We start from the raw sequence: 21,258 nt of genomic DNA, 5'->3' as shown, positions 1-21,258 counted from the left end.
TTTATCTCCTTATAAGCTTCCGCGCCATCGTTATGCTGTAACGCCCTGCTCCTATTGCCATAACGGTCGTACCGATAATTCCGAGCGTAATGTCTCCTACCTGTACCTTCGCGTCTACTGATTTTACGTGATCAGGGTTAGTGCGAGCTACGCACGACTGCCCTGTTGGTTTCACTCGTTCTAGGTGTTTCTGACCTGGTTCAACCAGCTTGTCGGCCGAATCCTTGAGGTCGTCTGCCTTCGTGAACATTAGACGAGTCATGTCTCGCAAGCGAGATGGTTTTTCGGGGTCGTTCTCCTGATAATCGCGCGAAGCTCCATCGTCTTCGACGCGGCGGAGTTCGCCCCGCCCGGCCTCTCCGCCTCTGGCTCCGACTGGGTCGAGGTCTTCACGGGTCGGGAGTCCTGTCGGTTCTGTGGTCTCCGGTACGCTTCGCGTCGGATCACTACCGGGCTCGTCGGTTTGCTCTCGTCCGTATCGAGGCTCGACGCGCACCTGGCCTTGGCCGTCGGTGTACACGTCGGAGATAATGGGATTGGGGCGGACCTCCGGTTTCGACTCATCGGAATCTTCCGGGTCCGACTCGGCGCCGTCGCCTTCGGCATTTCTACTATGGGCGTCGGTCTGTTCACCGCGAGCCTCTGGGGGCGTGGCGTTCTCGCCGGTTCCTTCGGGAGGGGGCGTGGTCTCGTCGCCGGGTTTCGGGGCGTCTGTCTCGTTGCCCGTGGTTCCGTCGTCAGCCTTGGGCTCTGGGGGCTCGGTGCCCTGATCGGTCGTTTCGGGGCCGACAGAGGATGCTTCGCGGCCGGTTTCGGCGGCGGGCTCGGTCGGTTGGCCGACCTCTGGGCCCGGCAGCGTCCCGTCCTTCGCGTCCCGAGTTCGGTCGTCGGCGGGTGGTGAGCCGTCCGCTGGTGGTTCGGCCGGTGGGTCGCCGCTGTCGTCGCCCGCGTCTGAGGAGTCCTGCGGGACGAGGGGCTCGTGCTCCTGATTTTGCGGACGCGGTGTCTCTTGCGCCGGGGGCTCGGCCTCTGCTTCGGGGGTCGCAGGCGCAGGCTGGTCGCGACCGCCGGAACCTTCACCATTGCCGGACCTGTCGCTGCCGCTGGACATGTCGCCGTCGCCGATAGTGCCGGGCGGCGTCTCGGTGCCTGGGGGTTGTGCTTCCGGTCCGCGCTCGTCCGACCCCGCGTTCTCGCTCTGCGGCGGCGCACCGCTGTCGCGGCTTTCGCCGGCGGTTCCTTCGCCGGGTCCGTTGGTGGTCTGGGCGTCCTGGAATATGGCTCGCCGTTCTTCCGCGGTTTCCAGCTGGCTTTCTCGGGCGGCGGCGAGGCTTGCACGGCGGGAGTCGGGCGGGAACTGAGGAGCCTCGGCCGGGCGGGTGCTCGGCTGCTCGGAGGACGCGGGGGCGTCGGCGGTGGTGCCGTTGTCCTTGCTGCCGTCCTGTCCTTCCGCCTTGCCCGGCTCGGCCTGATCGGTCTTGGACTCGCGGTCGTTGGTGCCCCGCTGGCCCTCGTCTTGCCTAGGGTCCTCGGTCTTGGCCTGGCCGGGCTTTTCCGCTTCTGTGCCGCCGTTGTCGTGGTCGCGATCTTCGTCCGGCCGGGAGTCGACCTCGGTCTTGCCGGTCTCCGACTCCTTCTCGGTCTTCGGCTCGGCTTCGGACGGCGGGTCACCCGGGGTTCGCGGCTTCTCTCCGGCCGGGCCGGTGGAGGAGGAGTCGGTGGAGGATCCGTTGGATTGCGCCTCGCGGTCGCCGCGTTGTTCGGTGCCAGCTTCCGGCCGTCCTGGAACCGGCTGGCCTGCTGCCTTGTAGCTGTCTATACGGGGGGTCCCCGATGTGCCGGGGGCGTCGGCCCGAGGCTGGTCGTCGGTGCGTGGCGGGGTGGGCTTGTCGGGGGTCTCGGGACCTTTGCCCGGCCCACCAGGGGGGTTGTCCACGCCCACGCTTGCAGCCCTTTCATCGGGGGAAGGCGAGCCGGTCGGCCAGACGGTTCGCCGGGTGCGTCCGTGGCGTGCGGGGCCAACGCCGGATCACACAGGCCCCTATGTAATCGCGCACGTGCGAACTTTGCACGTGCCGATATTCCACTCACCTCCTCCTGGCGCGCGTATCGTGCGACGCTGTGTCGGTTTCCCGCTGATTCGTCTACTTGTTTGGACCGGTCGGATCGGAGCGGCTTCACGCGGCGAGTCATTCAAGCGTTCCGATGGTGCGGTCTTCATGCCGATATAGGCGTTATGGATGCTTGGGGGGCGTGCGCGACCCGCCGCTTCTCGCGGCCTGGCAGTGCCGCGACGGACGTCCTCGACGCCGCGCCGTGGTGTCGCCACTCATCTGCGTTCAGGGTGATCTGGTCATCCGGTCCAGGCGGCCACGGGTGACGTGATCGTCGAAGACGGACCTGCCTCCTCGGCCCTTCGTCCGAGTGCGGCAGCTGAGCGTGCGCGAATTCCGCACGTGCGGAGGTCGGACCTGAGACCAGCACACGTTCTAAATCCCTTGCCGGGGCAGGTGGCACTCTGATCCTCCGTGCTCGATTGGCGACCGAGTGTGACGATGTGCGTGCGGAACAAGGATCGACTCATCAGATCCGCAACGGCTACGTCCATCACGACCCGAGGTGCTCTGATGTCTCTGACGACGCTCCCGCCAGCACAGCCGGTGCCGCTGTGCTGGCGGCGCTCCTTCCCCGGCGGGCCCGAGCAGGCCCGCAACGTCCGCCGGTTCGCGGGCTGCCTGCTGGACGGCTGCCCCTTCCTCAACGACGTGCTGCTCGCCGCCGACGAGCTGGTCGTCAACGCGCTGCGGCACACCAAGTCGGGCCAGATGGGCGGCTCGTTCACCGTCGAGGTCGTGCGGGACGGCGGCCTGGTCGCGGTCTCGGTCACCGACCAGGGCGGTCCCGGCGAGCCCGCCGCGCTGGACGCCGACGCGCTGGCCGAGTCCGGCCGGGGCCTGCGCACCATCTCGCTCACCGCAGCGAGCTGGGGATGGCACGGCAACGGCGAAGGCCGCACGGTCACCGCCGTGTTCGCGGGGGAGTGGGCCGCGTGACCGAGCCCGCCTCCTGGACGCACGATCAGGTCCACCTGCGCGTCCACGCCGCGATGACCGCCGCGATGCGCGCCGACCCCCACTCCATCGACGCCGCGCTCGTCCAGACCAGAGCTCTCGACCCGTCCAGCCGGGAGTTCGTCGCCCATTCGCGGCGCCTCGTCTTGGCCTGCACGGTTGCGCTGACCTGCGTCCTCGCCTCCCACCGCCCCGGCGAGGGCCCGAACGGCGAACCGATCTGCCGTGGCTGCGGGACGTCCGAGTGCCGGACGCTGCGCGGCCTCGCGCACGTTTTCACGGCCTACAGCGTCCGTCCGGCACCGGTCGACCGGGCCGAGGCGTGGCGGCGCGCGGACGCGCACTTCTGGCGCGGCGGCCGCCCGGTCCCGCTGATCGTCGAGGACTTCCCGGACGGGTTCGTCGCCCGCGCCGCCGACGGCTCCAACGACGAGGCCGCCCCACTGCTGGTCGTCGACCGGCACACAGGCGCGCTGAGCCGCTGGCCGTCCATGCCCTTCGACGTCCTCGTCTGCGAATACACCCGCTACCGGGCGGGGCTCTGACCGGCTCATGGAGGAACGCCGAAGCGACCTCGTCGTCAATGGACGGATCATGCGCGACCTTCTCGACACCGCCATCGCCCAGGCGCGGTGCATCACCACCGGTGACCGCCCGGACGACCTGCGGCCCGTTACGCCCGAGACTCGATCTAAGAACACGGGCCTGTATCTCTGACCCCCGCGCCCTCCGCCGACCTTGGGCCTATGTCCGCGGGTCGGCGGGGCAGGAGTTGATGTTCGGGAGCGCGCCGGTGACCAGGTAACGGTCGATGCTGGTGGTCGCGCACCGGTTGCGGAGGTAGGCGGTGTGTCCGTCGCCGTCGTAGGCGAGGACCTTCGAGCCGCGGATGCTGCGGCTCAGGCTCTTCGCCCATCCCAGGGGAGTGGCCGGGTCGTGGGTGTTGCCCACCAGCAGGACGGGAGGCGCGTCGCGGATGTGCACCGGCCGCTGGGGATTGGCCGGGGGGATCGGCCAGCCGATGCATCCGGTCGTCATGTCCCAGAACTCCGACGTCCCGCCCATGTGCGGAGCCCGCTGCCGGACCAAGTGCTCACGCCTGCGCAACTCGCCGAAGCCGGACACCTGGGGGGCGATGTCCTGGCACAGGATCGCCCGATAGGCGGCCGTGCTCGCCGGGTCGTACAGTGCCTGGTCTCGCATCTGCCCCAGCAGTGAGGCATCGTTCCCGTCGGCTTCGGCGATGCCCCGCGCGAGCCCCTGCCCGAACTCGGGGAACAGCGTCAGCATCGCGTAGACGCTGTAGCGCAGTTCCTCGGCGGTCAGCGGCCGGCCGTCCGGGACCGGCAGGGGGTGGTGCTCGGCCCGGTCGACGAGCGCGTCCCACACCTTCGCGACCGGGCGCCCGTGCAGTTCGCAATCGGCTGTCCGCGCGCACCAGGCCGCGAACCGGTCGAAGGAGTCCTCCACGGCCGATGCCGCCTGGCCCACCATGCGGCGCGACGGCATGCCGTGGTCCACGACACCGTCCAGTGCCATGGTGCGGATCCGGTCGGGGAACAGCCGCGCGTACTGGGTGCCGAGCATGCTGCCGTACGACCGTCCCAGGTAGCTGACCTTCCGTTCCCCCAGAGCGGCGCGCACGGCGTCGAGATCGCGCGCCACGCTCACGGTGTCGACGTGCCGGATGAGCGGATCGCAGCTTTCCCCGACCGCTCTGTTGCGGGCCACCATGCGCCCATACTCACGCTCGGTTCCGGGGAACTGTGTCACTTCCGGATCGTGGACGGGCATCCCGCAGGAGATCTGTTCGCTGCCGCCGACACCGCGCGGGTCGATGCCGACGATGTCGAACCGCTCCCGCAAGCGGGGTGAGAAGAACTGTGGTGCCCAGTCTCGGACCAGGTCGGCGGCGCCCGTCCCGGGGCCGCCGGGGTTGTACAGCAGCGTGCCGGCACGGGCCTTGGTGGCCTTCCTGCGGGTCACGGCCAGCGAGAGCTTCCGCCCGCCCGGGTGGGACCAGTCCACGGGCACCGTGACCGTCCCGCATTCGGCGCCGGTGGTCCCACAGGCCCGCCAGGCGATCGTGCTTGCCGCCGCGCTGCCCGGGACGGCCATCATGGGCGGGATGGTCAGGGCGAAGGCCGCCAGCACCGAGGGTCGCTTCATGTGTAACGATCTTGCTGATGCGGCGCGGTCGGCGTATCGGCCGGACGGTCGCCTACCGGTGGTGAGCATCGACCGTTCGGAGGAGGCTCATGCCATCGGAAGGCGGTCGCCGCGTTACCGTTCGGGGGATGTCCCCGACTATCTGGGAGGAGTCGCGGTGAGACCGCCGGACTGCTTCATCTGCCAACGGTCCCTTCGCGACGGCGAACCGTACTCGTCGTTCACGGACGTCTGGTTCGCGCTCACCCCCGAGGAGGAGGCGATCCGCCGGGAACAGGACCGGCAGGGCTGGGTCGGTCATCCTCCGGAGGTGGAATGGTTCTGCGACAAGCACTCCGCATTGGCTGAGGAGCATGCGCATCTGCACTGGCGAGAGGCTCTCGAACTGCTGGCGCGGCAACGCGGGCAGCTCGGCGAGGCGCGCTGAAGCCGGTCTCGGCGAGGCGGGCGCGCGGGCGCGGGGTCATGACGGCCGGTGGCCGGGTGGGTTCGGGGGCCAGGCGGTCCCCCTGGCCATCAGGTGGAGGCCGCTGAGCCATGCGGGGTTGGTCGCGAGCACCACGCGTATCGAGACCGGGATCGCCCCGGTCCGCTTGGTCGGGAACTCGCCCGGCGCGGTGGCTCGGGTCAGGTAGGCGAGGCCCTGCCGCAGAAAGGTGCGCGGCCCGGGGTCGAGATGGCTCGCCCACGGCGGCTCGGTCTCGCCGCGCAGCCAGGCGTAGCAGGCCATCGCGTAGCCGAACTCGCGCTCCGTCAGATACCCGAGGCGTGAATAGTCGTCGTGACGGGCCGCGTTGAGAGTGCGCTCGTCCAGATCGCCGAGTGGCTGGACGGAGAAGCCGCGGGTCGTCTCGCCGAATCTCAGCGCGGCGTTCGTGCTGAAGACGCCGAAGCCGAAATAGACGGTGAGGAGGTCGGTCAGCCGCTCGTGGTCCTTGCGTTCGTTGGTGATCCGCTCCTCGCCGAGGAGGCGGACATGGCACAGTTCGTGCGCGATCACGGCGATCAGGTAGGCGGCGTCGGACGCCTCCGTCACGTCCAGCCCGATGACCGCCCGGCCGTCCTCGACGTAGTAGTGCCCGACCGCACGCCTCCCCTGGCGCGCCGCCGGGTCCTCGCCCTCCCGGTCGAAAAGCTCCACGGTGAGCTCGGACCGGTCGATCTCCATCAGCCCGCACACCCACGCGACCACGTCGTTGATCTGCTTCGGGGTGCCGGTGTAGTCGGCGGAGCGAAGATCCGGCCGGGGCAGGACGATCGGCCGCAGCGCCGGGTCGCGGCCGAACTCGCGGACGAACCAGGTGATCGACGTCTCGATCCACGCCTGATGCGCGACGCCGACCGGGCACTCGGCGCTGAATGCCGGAGACCAGGGCGGGGGCGTCTCGCGCCTCTCGTTCATAAGGGTTCCTGACGGTCGTCTTCTCGCGGCTCCGTCCCTGCGGAGCCGCACTGGAAAGCAGTGGCCCGGCCAGGCGGAACGGCGTCCCTGCCGCCGCTCATTCGGATGCGCTTCCATCGCCGGGTCGGCTGTGCACAGTTTTTATCACGCACTCCGATCGCCTTGCCATCATTGATCATGAATGGCCTGCCGATTTGGCCAGAATGGCGTTGGTTCGAAAGTCGAGTGACCAAACCTCGCCTGCCCGCGCGTTTGGCATCCGAAGCTCGCACGTGTGCGATTTCGGATGTGCGAAGCCTGCCTGTGTCGGGCCGCCCCCCTCGGGCAGCGACCGTGGGTTCGTGATCAAGACACGACCGTGGCCTGGCGCGGTGTCGGACTCCCGAGCTCAAGGCGGGGTCGCTGCCCACCTCTTCCGTGGCGCCGGCGCCCGCTCCAGAATGATCTCCTCCCCTGACGGCACGCGAATGGCCTTTTCCGGCCGCGCGGCCAATACCTCTCGTCACGAGTGGCGAAGCTCATGGAGGATTGCAGCGCGGGCCGCATGGCGGCGGAAGACGTCCTCCGTCCGGAATTGAAGATCATCCGGTGTGGTCGCCCGGCCGCCCTCGACGGAACGCGGACACGGGAGGGGATTCATGGGTGAGCTCGGTCTTGCCGAGAGCATCGCCGCGCTTCGCGCGGAGTTGATGGAGGCTCTGGAGGCGGGGAAGGAGTCGGAGCTCGCTTTCGGCGTCGGTCAGATACAGCTGGAGTTTCACGTCGGCGTCACGCGCCAAGGCGGGGCGTCCGGCAAAGCGAAGTTCTGGGTTCTCGAACTGGGCGGCGACGGGTCCTACCGGCGCGAGGAGATCCAGCGCGTGACGGTCACGCTGGAGCCGCCGCGCGACGGTGACGGCCGCCCGATCAAGGTGACGCGCGGTCTGGCGGACAAACCCTGAGATGCCCGAGCTCACGGCCCGTGCCGTCGAGATCCTGCGCCGGGGCCCCGGCGGCCGGTGGAACGTGGGCTCCGGCTACCTGGTCGGGCGGCGGTGGGTGCTGTCAGCGGCGCACAACGTCATGGACGCCGAGACGCTGCTCGTCCGGCGGGTGGACGAGACGGAGCATCCGGCCGAAGTCGTCGTGGTGGACGAGCCCGGAGACATCGCCCTGCTGGCGGTGGCGGAGGATTCCTTACCGGACGACCTGCCCCCGGTCCGTTTCGCCCGGGTCGATCGCTCCCGGACGGGCCAGGTCGGCCCGTGCTGGGCGATCGGCTTTCCCAGGTGGAAGGAGCGCCCGCGGGGGCCGGAGGAGGTCCCGCAGCGTGAAAGCGCTCAGGTGAACGGTTTCATCCCGACGGGCTCGAACCTGCGCACGAACCTTATGGAGCTGGGCGTTTCCCTGATGCCGCGTTCGGCGGGCGGGCGAGGCGTAAGCGAATGGCAGGGGATGTCCGGGGCAGTGGTATTCGCCCACGACGGATCGGGCGACGAATACGCCATCGGCGTGGTGGTGGAGCATCATTTGTCAGAGGGGCCGTCCGTCCTCACCGTCGCCCCGCTGGACCACTGGGCGGACACGGTCCGCGACACGCCCTGGGGACGGGAACTCGGGTTGGGGAACCTGGCGCGCCTTCCGCGCCCGCAACGCCCTCGTCCGTTCTCCTCGGGCCATGTGAACCTGAGCAGATCGCTTCCGGACTTCACCGACAGGGACGAGGCGATCGCGAAAGCGGGGGCCCTGCTCACCGACCGGCTGACCGAGACGTGTCCGCTGGTCGTCCTGCACGGCATGGCGGGCGTCGGGAAGACCGAACTGGCCAACGAGCTCGCCCACCGGCTCGCCGCCACGTTCACGCATGCGCGGATCCGGGTGGACGTGGCCGCGGCCGCCACCGCGGACGCCGCCATGGTGGAGGTCCTGGCCGCGTTCGGCCTGCCCAGCGACGCGATGCCGCGCGATCCCGGGCAGCGCCGACGCGAGTTCCAGTCGCGGCTGAGGCAGGGGCCCAGCCTGCTGCTGCTCGACAACGTGTCCGAGGCGCGCCAGGCCGCCCCGCTCCTGCCCGAGACGCCCGGCACGGCCGTGATCGTGACCAGCAGGACCACGCTGGCCTCGATGGACGGCGCCGACCGGCTCCGGCTCGACCCGCTGCCCGACCCCGAAGGGCTCCGGCTGCTCGAACGCATCGTCGGCGCCGAGGCGGTGGGCCGCGACCGCTCGTCCGCCCTCAAGATCGTCGAACTCCTGGCCGGACTTCCGCTGGCCATCCGCATCGCCGCCGCGCACCTGGTGATGAGACGCACATCGCCGGCCCGCTACCTGTCGGAACTGCAGGACGAGACCAGGCGTATATCCCGTCTCCAAGGCGAAGATAGGGGAGTGCGCAGCAGCTTTGAACTCAGTTACCGGTCACTTCGGCCCGACACGGCGAGGCTGTTCCGCCATCTGGGCGTTCTGGCGGGCCGGGATTTCACCGCCGAAATGGTCGCGCGCACCGGTGACGTGGACGACGAGGACGCCGAGCGCATGCTCGGCGAACTGACGGACCGGCATCTGACCGAGATCGCGGGAGAGGACCGCTACCGCCTCCACGACCTCCTCCGGCTCTACGCCAGAGAACGCATGGCGGACGAGGAGCCGGCGTCCGCCCGGCGGGAGGCGTTCCGGCGCTCATTGAACTGGTACGGCGACCGCCTGCACGAATGGATGGCGCGGCCGGGTGCGCACGAGCAGCCCCCGGCCGATGCGATCGCGTGGTTCGCCCACGAGTCCCTGAACGTGCGGGCGAGCCTGCGGGCCGCCGCGGAGGCGCGGGAGGACCGGCTCGTCGTCAGGATCGCGGAGTCGCTCTACGGCCTGATCTTCTACCGCGCGCACTGGGAGGAGATGGAGGCGGTCAAGGCCCTCGCGGTCGAGGCGGCGCGGCGCGTGGGGGACGCCCCGGCCGAGCTGGGATCCCTGATCCACCTGGCCGAGGCGCGCCGGCTCCTCGGGCGCGGGGCTGAGGCGCCGCCCCTCTACGAGCGGGCGCTGGAGGTGGTCCGCTCCATGGGCGATCCCGGCAAGGAGGCGTGGGTGCTGACCCATTTCGGCGATTTCCAGTGCGACCTCGACCAGCCCGAGCGGGCCCTCGACCGCTATGCCGAGGCGGAGGCGATCTACCGGGGCAGGGACGACACGGCGGGCGAGATCTGGCTGGCCGCGCACATCGCCGACGCGTACCGCCAACTCGGCCGGTACGCGGACGCCGCCCGCGTCCTGGAGGACGCGATGGCCGTGAGCGAGGGGCGAGGCGATCGCGACGAGATCGTCTGGTGCGCGTGGCATCTCGCGCTGGCCTATGACGGCCTGGGCCGTTTCGCCGACGCCGAAGCGGTGCTCCGACCGGCCGTCGCCTTCCACCGGGAGATCGAGAACGAGGCCGGTCTCGCCACCATGCTGTGCATTCTGGGCGGCGTGCACCGCCACGCCGGACGTCCGTCCGACGCCCGGCGGGCCTACTCCGAGGCGCTCGACCTCCTCGTGAAAATCGACGCTCCCACGCGGGTCACCGAAGTGCGGCAGATCCTCGCGGACCTCTCCGGAGAGGACTGAGACGCCCGCAGTCCCCCGGGGGCGTCGGCCTGGAGTCCCTCGCCCACGGCGACTTCGGGCCGTCACCGGCCCTCGACCGGCTCGCCGAGGTGGCCGGTCCTGTACGCGGGCGCGAGATTGCTGCGGCCGGGGTTATTCGATGGTGCGCTTGGTCATCCCGTCGGAGCCGGGGTCGATGCCCCAGCTGAAGACGGTGTGCGGGTGGATGCGGATGACGTCGCCGCTGAAACGGGAGCCCTCCGCGACCGCGGCCTCGGCGCGTCCGCGGATCTCGATGCCCCGCACCCGCCACGGCTTGACGGAGGCCAGGTCGTCCACGACGAAGGCGACCTGGTCGTTGTGGCGGAGGTTGCGGTACTTGCGGGATTCGGCGAGGTTCCAGCCGCCGATGTCGATCGTGCCGGTCTCGGCGTTGTAGTCGAACCCGACCGGGTTGTTCTGCGGGTCGCCCTTGGGGCCGACCGTGGCGAGGCGGCCGAGGCGCTGGGTGGAGAGGTATTCGCGTTCGAGATCGGTGAGGCTCATGCCGTCCAGGTTGCAACCTCAACCTTGGCTGAGGTCAAGCGAGGCGAGGACGCTGCGGAGACGGGGCGACATCGCGTCCGGGAGCGCGTCGAGAGGCCACCAGCGGGCCTCCAGGATCTCGCCCGCGTCCAGGTCGAGCCGCCCGCCGACGACCCGCGCCGCGTAGTAGGCCTCGACCCGGTGCCGGAAGCCGCCGGCGACGTGGAGCGGCGGCGCGGTGACCTCGACCTCCAGGGCCGTCTCCTCCCGGACCTCGCGCGCGACCCCGTCCTCGAGCCGCTCGCCGGCGTTGACGTATCCGCCCGGCAGCCCCCAGGCGCGGTAGGCGGGCCACAGCCGGTGCCGGAGCAGGAGGATCCTCCCCTGATCGTCCCGGACGATCCCTCCCGCGTACACCAGGAACGTCTGATGCCGGAGCCGCGCGAGACGCCACTGCGCCCGGCCGCCCAGCCGCCTCCACACCGGCGCGGCCAGGACCCCGAGACGGGCCCGCGCGCCGAACGGGATCCTCATTTCCGCGATGCTAGCGGGCCCTGCGGGGCGGGCCGCCGCCCTGGGGAACGGGTTGTGACTCTGGCCACACCGCACCGGATCGGGGATCTTCGGTGGCCTGCCGGTTCGTCCCAGAAGAAAGCCGTGTACGCAGATCGGGGGACGATGTGACCACGACCGCCATGGACCGTGCCGGGACGGACACCGACGCGGCGCCCGCGAGCCGGCGTGGCGCGCACGTCCGGCTGCTACGCAAGATCGGCGTCGCGGTCGCCGGAGCCGCCCTGATCGTCGCGGGCGTCGCCATGCTCGTGCTGCCCGGTCCCGGCATCGTCGCGATCCTCGCCGGACTCGGCCTCCTCGGCACCGAGTTCCCGACCGCCCGCCGCATCAGCACGAGCGTGAACGGTCACGCGCGCGCCGCGTGGCACCGGATCCGGGGCGGGGCCTCCCGCCTCGGCCGAAAGGGCTGAACTCCGGCTGCCGCCCGGCGCGCAGGACGCATTTCCGGCGCCCTGCCCCATCCGCCGCGAATCACCGCAAGATAGGTGATTATCCCGCATGGTCCTTCCTCTCGGGGAAGGGCCATGCTTCCTTCCGCGCCCGAGCCGCCGATCCCCGGAAGGCGGCTCCGCCGGGCCGATGGGGGTGGGCGGGCTCGGCGGCGAGCAGGGAGGCGTGGTGCGGGACGGGCTCCTGGGGCCGCGGGGAAGAACGCCGGAATGGTTGTGAGGTCTTGGGGTCGACCGCCCTGAGATTTTGGCTGTTTCGGATGGCAATGGCGAATCATGCCAAACAAAGTTGATCAGTCTTGAGCTTGGCGTAATGGCGGTTCGGGTATAGGACGGAAGACACAATTCGATACGTCGCTCCGGAGTGTGCCGATGCGTCTGTCCCGCCCCTGTCTGGCCGCCTTCGGTGCGGCGACCTTCACCGCCGCCTCACTGCTCGGGTCCGGGTCCGCTTCGGCGGCCGGGCCCGCCTACGTCGCCCTCGGCGACTCCTACTCGTCCGGCACGGGGGCCGGGAACTACGATCCCGGCAGCGGAACGTGCCAGCGCAGCGCCAACGCCTACCCGAACCTGTGGGCGGCGTCGCACGCCACGTCGTCGTACAAGTTCGTCGCCTGCTCCGGCGCGACGACCACGACCGTCGCCAGCGGACAGCTCGGCGCGCTCAGCTCCTCCACGACGCTCGTGAGCGTCACCGCCGGCGGCAACGACGCCGGATTCGCCGACGTCATGCAGACCTGCGTCCTTCAGTCGACCTCCTCGTGCCAGAGCAAGGTGACGCAGGCCGAGACCTACATGAAGAACACGCTTCCCGGGCAGCTCGACTCGCTGTACGGCAAGATCCGCGCGAAGTCCCCGTCGGCGCGGGTGGTGGTGCTCGGGTACCCGCGCCTCTACATCATCGTCGACTGGTGCGCCGGGCTGAGCAACACCAAGCGCACCGCGCTCAACCACGCCGCCGACACCCTCGACGGCGTGGTCTCCGCCGCCGCGGGGCGCGCCGGGTTCACGTGGTCGGACGTCCGGGACGAGTTCTCCGGGCACGAGCTGTGCTCCGGCGACGACTGGCTCAACGCGGTCACGATCCCGATCGGCTCGTCCTACCACCCGACCGCGCTGGGCCACCGGTCCGGCTACCTGCCGGCGCTGACGGGCTCGGCCAGCCTGGCCCTCCAGAAGCAGGCCTGACCGGCGAGCACCGCGATCGCGCCGGCCATCAGCAGCGCGCTCACCCACACGGGCGAGCGGTAGCCGAGGCCGGCGGCGATCGCGGTGCCGCCGAGCCACGGGCCGAGCGTCCCGCCGACGTTGAACGCCGCGGTGGCGAACCCGCCCGCCAGCGTCGGCGCCGCGGAGCCCTGTTCCAGGACCCGTGAGATCAGCGCCGGGCCCGTCCCGAACGCCAGCATCCCCTGGACGAACACCAGCACGACCACCGCCGCCGGGCTCCCGGCCGTCAGCGCGAGGACGGCCCACCCGGCGGTCAGGGACGTCATGCCCGCCGCGATGAGCGCGGCCGGATGCGCGTCGGCGATCCGTCCGCCGATGGTGACGCCCGCGAGGGACCCGGCGCCGAAGAGCGCCAGCAGCGCCGGCACCCAGGCGGAGCCGAACCCGGCGACGTTCGTGGCGAGCGGCGCGAGGTAGGTGAACGTGCAGAACGTCGCGCCCTGGAACAGCGCGTTGACGGAGAGGGTGAGCAGCAGGCGTCCGCCGGCCAGGGCGCGCAGTTCACTGCGGGCGCTGCCCGCGGACGGGCGCTCCTCCGGGATCGCCCTGGCGATCGCGACGACGGCGGGCAGCGAGACCAGCGCGACCGCCCAGAAGGCGGCCCGCCAGCCCCACGCCCCGCCGAGCAGCGCGCCGGCCGGGACCCCGGCGACGCAGGCGACGGTGACACCGCCGACCACGACGGACGTGGCGCGGGCACGGGCGGCGGGGGGCACGAGCGCGGTCGCGGCGGCGAGCGCGACGGCCCAGAACCCGGCGTTGGCCAGGGCGGCGGCGACGCGGGTCGCCAGCAGCACCGCGTAGCTGGTGGTGAGGGCGCCGACGACGTGGACGGCGACGAAGGCGGCCAGGAAGATCAGCAGCGCGCGGCGGCGCGGCCACCGGCGGGCCAGCAGCGTCATGGACGGGGCGCCGATCACCATGCCGACGGCGAAGGCGGAGGTGAGCAGGCCGGCGGCGGGGATGGAGACCCCCAGGTCCGCGGCGATGCCCGGGACGAGCCCGGACAGCATGAATTCGGAGGTGCCCTGGGCGAACACGGCGAGCCCGAGGACGTAGACGGCGAAAGGCAAGGGGAGACTCCCGAGACGGCGAACAGGTCGGCTGTCGTTGGGGGCTGCGCCGAGATGGCCGTCCGGCATCGGCACGGACGGCGACGGCAGAGAAAGATCCCTCGGATGCGAGGGCGAGGAAGGCAGCCCGCCTCAGGCGGCCCGCACGAAGGGGAGCCGCCCGGGAGTCAGCGTCTGTCGGACTCGGGGCTGGACATGGCCACGAGGCTAGCAGGAGTCCGGACGACCCCTGTCCAGAACATTATTCTGGCATGGCAGAATAATGTTCTATGAAGGAGGCCGGACGGGAGCGGATCCTGCGGGCGGCGCTGGAGCTGTTCGGGCGCGACGGGGTCGCCGGGACCACGCTGAGCGGGCTCAGGGCCGCGAGCGGGGTGAGCGTGGGTAGCTTCTACCACCACTTCTCCGGCAAGGAGCAGGTGGCGGAGGCGCTGTTCGTCGAGAGCATCGGGATGTACCAGGACGCCTTCCTCGCCGAGCTGAAGGGCCATGGCGCGGCGCGGGAGGCGGTGACCGCCGTCGTGGCCTTCCACGTGCGGTGGTGCGGGGAGCATCCCGGCCGGGCCCGGTTCATGTTCACCGAGCGCCCTGCCGGGAGCGAAGGGCTGGCCGAGCGCAACGGCGCGTTCTTCCGCGAGGTGCGCAGCTGGTGGCGCGTGCAGGCGCGGCACGGGGCGCTGCTCGACGTGGACGCGGTGACCGCGTTCGTCCTGTGGCTCGGGCCCGCGCAGGAGTTGTGCCGGCTGTGGTTGAACGGCCAGAGCCCCGAACCGGACGGCGAACAGGTCGCATTGCTGAGCGAGGCCGCATGGCGGTCGGTGGGAGGTCCCCATGGTGATTGACGCGTGGATGCAGCACGGGACGGTGCGGTTCCTGCGGCACGAGATGCTCGACTCGCTCTGGAGGTGGACCGGGCAGGAACCGCCGGCGGAGGAGATCCCGGTCGGGACCACGGTCGCGGCGATGGACGCCGGGGGAGTGGACTTGGGCCTGATCAGCGCCTGGTACGGGCCCGAGGGCGACCTCGTGAGCAACGACGAGGTCGCCTCGTTCGTCCGGCAGGCCCCCGGCCGGCTCGCCGGCATCGCCTCGGTCGACCTGCGCAAGCCCATGGAGGCGGTGCGGGAGCTCAGGCGGTGCGTGGGGGAACTGGGCTTCAAGGGGCTGCGCGTGGTGCCGTGGCTGTGGGAACTGCCGCCCACCGACCGGCGGTTCTACCCCCTGTTCGCCGAATGCGTGGAACTGGGCGTCCCGTTCTGCACGCAGGTCGGTCACACGGGCCCGCTGCGCCCGAGCGAGACGGGCCGGCCGATCCCGTACGTCGACCAGGTGGCGCTCGACTTCCCCGAGCTCGTCATCGTGGGCGGGCACATCGGCTACCCGTGGACGGAGGAGATGGTCGCGGTGTGCCGCAAGCACCCGAACGTCTACATCGACACGTCCGCCTACACGGTCCGCAGGTATCCGCCGGAGCTCGTCCGGTACATGGCCCAGGACCGGCACCACAAGGTCATGTTCGGCACCAACTACCCGATGCTGACCGCCGAGCGGGCGCTCACGGGCCTGGACGACCTCGGCCTCGGCGAGGACGCGCGGGAGGCGTTCCTCGCCGGCAACGCCCGGAAGGTCTTCCGCCTGTAATTGATCTACAATGTAAAGGTCACCGCCGGAGCGTCCGGCAGGCGAGCACCCCCAGGGGAACGGGCGCCCAGAACGTGACCGCCCGGAACAGCAGGACGGCGTGCAGGGCGGGGCCCGCGGCGATGCCGAGCGCGGCGAGCGCGGCGACGAGGGCGGCCTCGGTGGAGCCGACGCCGCCGGGCGTCGGGACGGCCGAGCCCGCCGCGGCCCCCACCAGGTACGCGGCGAGGAGCGCCAGCGCGTCGGCCGGGCCCACCGCCGTCCCGGGGACGGCGAGGACGCTGAGGGCGAACGCGACGCTGAGGACGAACGTGGTCCCCGCGGACGCGGCGAGGGTGACCGCGAGGTCGCGCGGGCGGCGGCACAGGTCGGCGAGCCCGCCCGCGGCGCTGCGGGCCGCGGTGGAGCGCACCGCGCGGCGGCCCCACAGCACGGCGGCCGGCAGCAGCACCCCGCCGGAGACGAGCAGCGGGAGCGGCGGCACGAGGTCGGCGGCCCGGGAGGCGTGGTGGCCGAGGGCGTCCAGCATCCGGTCGTTCCCGCCGTCCGGGGCCAGGACGGCGCCGAGGCCGAGGACGGCGCCCATCAGCAGCAGGTCGGCGGGGACGCCGGCCACCTGGAGGACCGCCACGGCGACGGCCGCGCGGGGCAGCGGCAGGCCGCGGCAGACGAGGTAGCGGGTGTTGACCGCCGCGGCGCCGAGGCCGCCGGGCGTGACGCGGTTGGCGGCCGACGCGGTGAGCTGCGTCATCGTCGTCCTGACCAGCGGCAGCGGGCGGCCGGCGGCGCCGCGCAGCGCGACCGCCGAGAGGACGTAGTGCAGCAGGGACAGCAGGACCAGGCCCGGCAGGAACCCCCAGCGCATGTGGCCGAGCGCCGCGAGGGCCGGCCGCAGCGGCCCGGTGGTCGCCGGCACGGCGGTGACGAGGACGGTCAGCAGGAGCCCGGCGACCGCCCAGCGGGCCCGGTGGATCCGCCGGGTGAGGGGGAGCGTCGCGGCGTCGGCGCCAAGGTCGGGGAGCTTGGCGGCCGCCGCGTGGTCGGCGCCGGCTGTGATCGTCTCCACACCTCAGTGTTCGGCTACTCGCCTGAAGCGTGTGCGACCTCCGGGCCCCTTCGACAAGAACGTTGCGTGACCTGCGGGCCCCGGGCGCGCAGGTCAATGCGGTTCAGGCGGCCGGGCGGTAGCGGTTCTGCCGGGTCTGGGCGCCGATGTAGCGCAGCATGCTGCGCAGTGCCCAGTGGTTGAGGCCGGTGGGCATCATGCGGTAACCCTGCCGGTTGGCCAGGGCGAGCGCGGAGAACTGCGCCTGGTCGAGCGGGGACCAGGGGATGTCGAAGCGGTCCCGGACGACCTGCGGCAGGCAGCCGAAGGTGATCAGGCGGAGCGGGCGCTCGATGACGAGGCGTCCGGCGCGGTCGATCCGGGGGCCGCCGACGGGCAGCAGGGTGACGGTGCCGGAGCCGTGCTTGGCGATCTCCAGGGCGCGGGCGGCGGCGGGGGTGAGTTCGAGGGTCCGGGTGCAGACATGCCAGAACTTGGACTGGAAGGCGGCGTAGTCGGCGGGGACGGGGCGCATGCTGACGCCGTAGCGGGAGTACCAGGTGACGGTCTCGGCGTACATCTGCTCGTGGTCCTCGGCGGTGAGGGTGCCGGGGTGGAAGGTCTCGGCGGCCTTGAAGATCTCCCAGGTGAACGTGGCGTGCGCCCACCAGAACGTCTCGGGCTCCAGGGCGTGGTAGCGGCGGGCGTGCTCGTCCACCCCGCCGATGACGCGGTGCAGGTCGCGGATGGTGCGGGCGCGGGCGGCGCCGTCCGGGGCGAGGATCGTCGCCCAGATCTGCGGGACGGACCGGTGGATCCGGTCGAAGGGGGCGTCGAAGAACGCGGAGTGCTCGGTGACGCCGGCGCCGACGCCGGGGTGCATGAGCTGCATCAGCCCGGCGGCGGCGCCGGGGAGCAGGGAGCGCAGGTCGGCGGCGTGCCGCCAGAGAAGGGTGCCGGGGCCGAGCGGGGCGAGGGCGGCCCTGCGCGCGGGCCTGCGGGCGGCGGCGGTGACGACCGTCGGGGGCGAGGGCGGGGCGGGCATCGCACCTCCTGACCAGTGACCACTTACTTCACCGTAGCCGCTGTGAGACAGAAGTCAATCTTTGTCGCATGCCGGAGGGTGGGGCCCGGAGGGCGGCGGCCCGGCCGCCGGCCTCCGCCGCCTCTCCGAGGACCCCGTGTGACCTCCGTCGTCCTGCGCGAACCCTCCTGACCTCGTGCCCTCTCGCGGGTCAGGCGGTCGCGGGCTTGTACACGGCGACGGCGCAGGCGCTGCCGAGGCCGATGTTGTGCTGGAGGGCGACGCGGGCGCCGTCCACCTGGCGGGCGCCGGCCTGGCCGCGCAGCTGCCAGGTCAGCTCGGCGCACTGGGCGAGGCCGGTGGCGCCGAGGGGGTGGCCCTTGGAGATGAGGCCGCCGGAGGGGTTGACGACCCACGTGCCGCCGTAGGTGGTGGCCTCGTCGTCGACGAGCTTGTGGCCCTCGCCGACGTCGGCCATGCCGAGCGCCTCGTAGGTGATGAGCTCGTTGGCGCTGAAGCAGTCGTGCAGCTCGATGACGTCGACGTCGTCGATGGACACCTGCGCCTCGTCCATCGCCTTCCGGGCGGCGCGCCGGGAGACGCCGAAGCCGACGACCTGGATGGAGGAGTGGTCGGCGAAGCTGTCCTGCGTGTCGCTCGCGATGTGGTGGCCGGCGATCTCGACGGCCTGGTCCCACAGGTCGTGCTCGTCGAGGAACCGCTCGCTGACGACGAGCGCGGCGCCGGCGCCGTCGGAGGTGGGGGAGCACTGCAGCTTGGTCAGCGGGTCGAAGATCATCGTGGCGTTCTTGACGTCGTCCAGGGAGTACTCGGTCTGGAACTGCGCGTAGGGGTTGTTGACCGAGTGCTTGTGGTTCTTCCAGCCGATCCAGGCGTAGTGGTCGGGGGTGGAGCCGTACTTCTCCATGTGCTCGCGGCCGGCGTTGCCGAACATCTGCGGCATGGGCGCCTTGTCCAGCTCCCACTCGCGGCCCGCGGTCATGGAGCGCAGGTGGTGGTCGATGATCGTGACCTTGGACTCGCCCATGCCGGCGCCGAGCGAGCCCTTCTTCATCTTCTCCATGCCGAGCGCGAGCGCGCAGTCGGCGAGGCCGCCGCGGACGGCCTGGCGGGCGAGGAACAGCGCGCTGGACCCGGTCGCGCACGCGTTCATGACGGTCATGACCGGGATGCCCGTCATGCCGGTCTCATAGAGGGCGCGCTGGCCCATCGATCCGTACATCGAGCCGGCGTAGGCCATCTCGACGGCGTCGTAGCCGACGCCTGCGTCCTCCAGGGCGTTGCCGACGGCCTCCTTGGCCATGTCGGGGTACTCCCAGTCGCGGGAGCCGGGCTTCTCGAACTTGGTCATGCCCACGCCGACGACGAAGGTGCGGTTGGCCATCGGGCTCGCCTCCTGTTACCGAATCCTGTTCGGTCACACCATAACCCGCGGGCCGCCCGGCGGGCGGGGTCGCTCTCGATGATCGGGATGACCGGGCCGGTCAGGCCGCCATCTCCTCGGCGAGCGCGGCGGCGAACGCGTCCACGTCGTCCTCGGTGGTGTCGAAGGAGCAGACCCAGCGGACCTCGCCGGTCGCCTCGTCCCAGGTGTAGAAGGGGAACCGCTTGCGCAGCCGCTCGGCCGCGTCCTTCGGCATGAGCGCGAACACCGTGTTGGCCCGCACGTCCTGGGTGATCTCGACGCCGGGGACGGCGCGGGCGGCGCCCTCCAGGCGGCGGGCCATGGCGTTGGCGTGTGCGGCGTTGCGCAGCCACAGGTCGCCGTCCAGCAGCGCGATGAGCTGTGCCGACACGTACCGCATCTTGGACGCCAGCTGCATGCTCGACTTGCGCAGGTACGCCAGCCCCCGCACGGCGCCCGGATCGAGGACCACGATCGCCTCACCGAGCAGCAGCCCGTTCTTGGTACCGCCGAACGACAGCACGTCCACGCCCGCGTCGGTGGTGAGGGCGCGCAGCGGCAGGCCGAGGGACGCGGCGGCGTTGGCGATGCGGGCGCCGTCCATGTGGACCGACAGGCCGCGCTCGTGCGCCGCCGCCGCGACGGCCGCCGTCTCCCGCGCGGTGTAGACGGTGCCGAGCTCGGTGCTCTGGGTGATCGACACGACGGCCGGCTCCCGCCGCTGGACGTTGCCGAAACCCGTGGCGTACCGGTCCACCAGTTCGGGGGTGAGCTTGCCGTCCGGGGCCGGAACCGTGACGAGCTTCAGCCCCGCGATCTTCTCGGACGCGCCGCACTCGTCGGTGTTGATGTGCGCCGACTCCGGGCACACCACCGCGCTCCACCGCTCCGACATCGCCTGCAGCGACACCACGTTCGCGCCCGTCCCGTTGAACACCGGGAACACCTCGGCCTGCTCGCCGAAGTGGCGCCGGACGACCTCGCGGAGCCGGCCGGTGACGGCGTCGTCGCCGTAGGCCGGCTGGTGGCCGGCGTTGACCGCGGCCAGGGCCGCGAGGACCTCTGGATGGACGCTCGCCTGGTTGTCGCTGGCGAAGCCGCGCGCGGCGGACGGACGGATGTCGGACGGCTGAGTCATGCGCCCATTCTCCAGGACGCCGCCGATGTCCCCTTATGCCAGGCGGTCGGTGAGGTTCTGCACCGGGGCGGGCACGGCGTCCGGCGGCGGCTCGGCGGTGCGCAGCGCCATCCGGGCGCGCATCGCGTCCAGGTCGTCGCCGAACCTGGTGACCGTGGACTGCAAGTCCCGCCAGAGCCCGGTCCGCTGCTCCAGCGCCGCGACCTTGGCGCGCAGGTCGGCGACGCGCCGCTCGGCGGCCTCCAGCCGGGTGTGGTTGCCCGCGGTCTCGCGGCCGGTCCGGATCAGGCTGGTGGCGACCGCGGCCAGGTCGCGCTCGGTGTCGTCCATGCGCTCGTCGAGGCGCGGCAGAAGCCGGTCGTTGAGCTGCCCGACCAGCGAGTCGAGCTCGATGCGGATCGTGCGCAGTTCGGCGTCCTGGACCCGGACCGACTGCTCTAGGATCGACAGGCGCTCGACGAAGGAGGGCAGCAGCCGGAGGAGCTCCGCCGACCGTTCCAGATCCCGCCCGGCTCTGACCAGGACGCCGGCGCCCTCGCGCAGATGGTGCTCCACCTCGGCGGCGGCGCGGCGGACAAGACCCGGTATCACGGTCATGGCGCTCCCTTCCGGGGCCAGTGGGTGGAATCTCCTTAAACTGTAGGCGAATCGACCGTGAACGTTTTGTGAACCGACCGGTTTATTTCGGGGTCGGCGCGCCTTTCCGGACGGGCGCTTGCCGCCGCGGCCGGGTGGACGGCGCGCTGCAGACGCACAGGCCCTGCCGCACGATGAGCGAGGCGCGTTCGGCGGTGTAGTCCGCCCGGCTCGCGGCCGGTCGAACGCGGTGGCACGTCAGGCAGAGCATGGGTCGTTCGTCCTCCCCGTAGCGCCGGGAGCGGGCCGTCCCGCACGCATTCCCCCCGGACGCGTGCGGGACGGCGGACCC

At 71.3% G+C, this 21,258-nt stretch carries 21 protein-coding genes; 10 read left to right on the top strand and 11 right to left on the bottom strand.

The features are described 5' to 3' along the window. Position 1 precedes the first annotated feature (1 nt). Positions 2-1,942, bottom strand: a complete 1,941-nt coding sequence (locus BJ999_RS27600; RefSeq protein WP_179835970.1) for a hypothetical protein — start codon at positions 1,940-1,942, stop codon at positions 2-4. Positions 1,943-2,627: 685 nt separating this feature from the next. Here BJ999_RS27600 and BJ999_RS27595 point away from each other — a divergent pair. From BJ999_RS27595 to BJ999_RS43185, 3 genes are read left to right on the top strand one after another with little or no spacing between them, the layout of a single operon-like run. Beyond that, entirely contained in the window at positions 2,628-3,053 is a 426-nt protein-coding gene (locus tag BJ999_RS27595; RefSeq protein WP_179835969.1) for an ATP-binding protein, read from the top strand. Next, complete coding sequence (locus tag BJ999_RS27590) at positions 3,050-3,616, top strand: hypothetical protein (protein ID WP_179835968.1); 567 nt, start codon at positions 3,050-3,052, stop codon at positions 3,614-3,616. Before BJ999_RS27595 ends, BJ999_RS27590 begins: the two co-directional genes overlap by 4 nt. A gap of 49 nt (positions 3,617-3,665) precedes the next feature. Next, positions 3,666-3,788, top strand: a complete 123-nt coding sequence (locus BJ999_RS43185) for a hypothetical protein (protein ID WP_268247844.1) — start codon at positions 3,666-3,668, stop codon at positions 3,786-3,788. 27 nt (positions 3,789-3,815) lie between these two features. Here the strand turns inward: BJ999_RS43185 and BJ999_RS27585 are convergent, their stop codons facing one another. Next, positions 3,816-5,240 (bottom strand): alpha/beta hydrolase, encoded by a 1,425-nt coding sequence (locus tag BJ999_RS27585; RefSeq protein WP_179835967.1) that lies wholly within the window; start codon positions 5,238-5,240, stop codon positions 3,816-3,818. 157 nt (positions 5,241-5,397) lie between these two features. On the opposite strand from BJ999_RS27585, the gene BJ999_RS27580 reads away from it, so the two are divergent. Next, positions 5,398-5,667: a hypothetical protein gene (locus tag BJ999_RS27580; protein ID WP_179835966.1), complete on the top strand. Its 270-nt coding sequence runs from the start codon at positions 5,398-5,400 to the stop codon at positions 5,665-5,667. Positions 5,668-5,703: 36 nt separating this feature from the next. Here BJ999_RS27580 and BJ999_RS27575 read toward each other — a convergent pair whose 3' ends face one another. After that, entirely contained in the window at positions 5,704-6,642 is a 939-nt protein-coding gene (locus BJ999_RS27575) for a hypothetical protein (protein ID WP_179835965.1), read from the bottom strand. Between the two features lie 638 nt (positions 6,643-7,280). On the opposite strand from BJ999_RS27575, the gene BJ999_RS27570 reads away from it, so the two are divergent. Beyond that, positions 7,281-7,583 carry a trypco2 family protein gene (locus BJ999_RS27570; protein WP_179835964.1) on the top strand — a complete coding sequence of 101 codons (303 nt, stop codon included), beginning with the start codon at positions 7,281-7,283 and terminating at the stop codon, positions 7,581-7,583. Between the two features lies 1 nt (position 7,584). Next, a complete protein-coding gene (locus tag BJ999_RS27565; RefSeq protein WP_179835963.1) occupies positions 7,585-10,224 on the top strand; it encodes a tetratricopeptide repeat protein in 2,640 nt (879 codons plus the stop codon). A gap of 132 nt (positions 10,225-10,356) precedes the next feature. Here the strand turns inward: BJ999_RS27565 and BJ999_RS27560 are convergent, their stop codons facing one another. Both BJ999_RS27560 and BJ999_RS27555 read right to left on the bottom strand, forming a co-directional pair. Beyond that, positions 10,357-10,749 carry a PPOX class F420-dependent oxidoreductase gene (locus tag BJ999_RS27560; RefSeq protein WP_179835962.1) on the bottom strand — a complete coding sequence of 131 codons (393 nt, stop codon included), beginning with the start codon at positions 10,747-10,749 and terminating at the stop codon, positions 10,357-10,359. A gap of 18 nt (positions 10,750-10,767) precedes the next feature. Continuing rightward, positions 10,768-11,262 (bottom strand): NUDIX hydrolase, encoded by a 495-nt coding sequence (locus BJ999_RS27555; RefSeq protein WP_179835961.1) that lies wholly within the window; start codon positions 11,260-11,262, stop codon positions 10,768-10,770. Positions 11,263-11,408: 146 nt separating this feature from the next. Between BJ999_RS27555 and BJ999_RS27550 the strand changes: the two genes are divergently transcribed. After that, complete coding sequence (locus tag BJ999_RS27550; RefSeq protein ID WP_229810519.1) at positions 11,409-11,714, top strand: PGPGW domain-containing protein; 306 nt, start codon at positions 11,409-11,411, stop codon at positions 11,712-11,714. A 411-nt stretch (positions 11,715-12,125) separates the two neighbouring features. After that, positions 12,126-12,941, top strand: coding sequence for an SGNH/GDSL hydrolase family protein (locus BJ999_RS27545; RefSeq protein ID WP_179835960.1), 816 nt, complete (start codon positions 12,126-12,128; stop codon positions 12,939-12,941). Here the strand turns inward: BJ999_RS27545 and BJ999_RS27540 are convergent. Then, on the bottom strand, positions 12,887-14,056 hold the full coding sequence (locus BJ999_RS27540) for a Cmx/CmrA family chloramphenicol efflux MFS transporter (protein WP_179835959.1): 1,170 nt from the start codon (positions 14,054-14,056) through the stop codon (positions 12,887-12,889). The two genes, BJ999_RS27545 and BJ999_RS27540, sit on opposite strands and share 55 nt — an antisense overlap. Positions 14,057-14,325: 269 nt before the next feature. Here BJ999_RS27540 and BJ999_RS27535 point away from each other — a divergent pair, with 269 nt between their 5' ends. Both BJ999_RS27535 and BJ999_RS27530 read left to right on the top strand, forming a co-directional pair. Beyond that, on the top strand, positions 14,326-14,898 hold the full coding sequence (locus BJ999_RS27535) for a TetR/AcrR family transcriptional regulator (protein ID WP_179835958.1): 573 nt from the start codon (positions 14,326-14,328) through the stop codon (positions 14,896-14,898). Then, a complete protein-coding gene (locus tag BJ999_RS27530; RefSeq protein ID WP_179835957.1) occupies positions 14,888-15,697 on the top strand; it encodes an amidohydrolase family protein in 810 nt (269 codons plus the stop codon). The genes BJ999_RS27535 and BJ999_RS27530 overlap by 11 nt, the downstream gene beginning before the upstream one ends. A 19-nt stretch (positions 15,698-15,716) precedes the next feature. On the opposite strand, the gene BJ999_RS27525 is transcribed toward BJ999_RS27530, so the two are convergent. The 5 genes from BJ999_RS27525 to BJ999_RS27505 all read right to left on the bottom strand — a co-directional run bounded on the left by BJ999_RS27525 (position 15,717) and on the right by BJ999_RS27505 (position 20,927). After that, positions 15,717-16,763 (bottom strand): lysylphosphatidylglycerol synthase domain-containing protein, encoded by a 1,047-nt coding sequence (locus tag BJ999_RS27525; RefSeq protein WP_179835956.1) that lies wholly within the window; start codon positions 16,761-16,763, stop codon positions 15,717-15,719. 103 nt (positions 16,764-16,866) lie between these two features. After that, positions 16,867-17,787, bottom strand: a complete 921-nt coding sequence (locus tag BJ999_RS27520) for an oxygenase MpaB family protein (RefSeq protein ID WP_179835955.1) — start codon at positions 17,785-17,787, stop codon at positions 16,867-16,869. Between the two features lie 190 nt (positions 17,788-17,977). Further along, on the bottom strand, positions 17,978-19,171 hold the full coding sequence (locus BJ999_RS27515; protein ID WP_179835954.1) for a thiolase C-terminal domain-containing protein: 1,194 nt from the start codon (positions 19,169-19,171) through the stop codon (positions 17,978-17,980). A 100-nt stretch (positions 19,172-19,271) separates the two neighbouring features. Further along, positions 19,272-20,330 (bottom strand): threonine aldolase family protein, encoded by a 1,059-nt coding sequence (locus BJ999_RS27510; protein ID WP_179835953.1) that lies wholly within the window; start codon positions 20,328-20,330, stop codon positions 19,272-19,274. 33 nt (positions 20,331-20,363) lie between these two features. Next, the gene (locus BJ999_RS27505) at positions 20,364-20,927 is read right to left on the bottom strand and encodes a hypothetical protein (RefSeq protein ID WP_179835952.1); all 564 of its coding nucleotides are present in this window, start codon (positions 20,925-20,927) and stop codon (positions 20,364-20,366) included. Between the last annotated feature and the right edge of the window lie 331 nt (positions 20,928-21,258).

Origin of the sequence: Actinomadura citrea (genome assembly GCF_013409045.1) — a bacterium.
Taxonomy (GTDB): domain Bacteria; phylum Actinomycetota; class Actinomycetes; order Streptosporangiales; family Streptosporangiaceae; genus Spirillospora; species Spirillospora citrea.
This window is presented reverse-complemented; position numbering and strand designations above follow the sequence as displayed.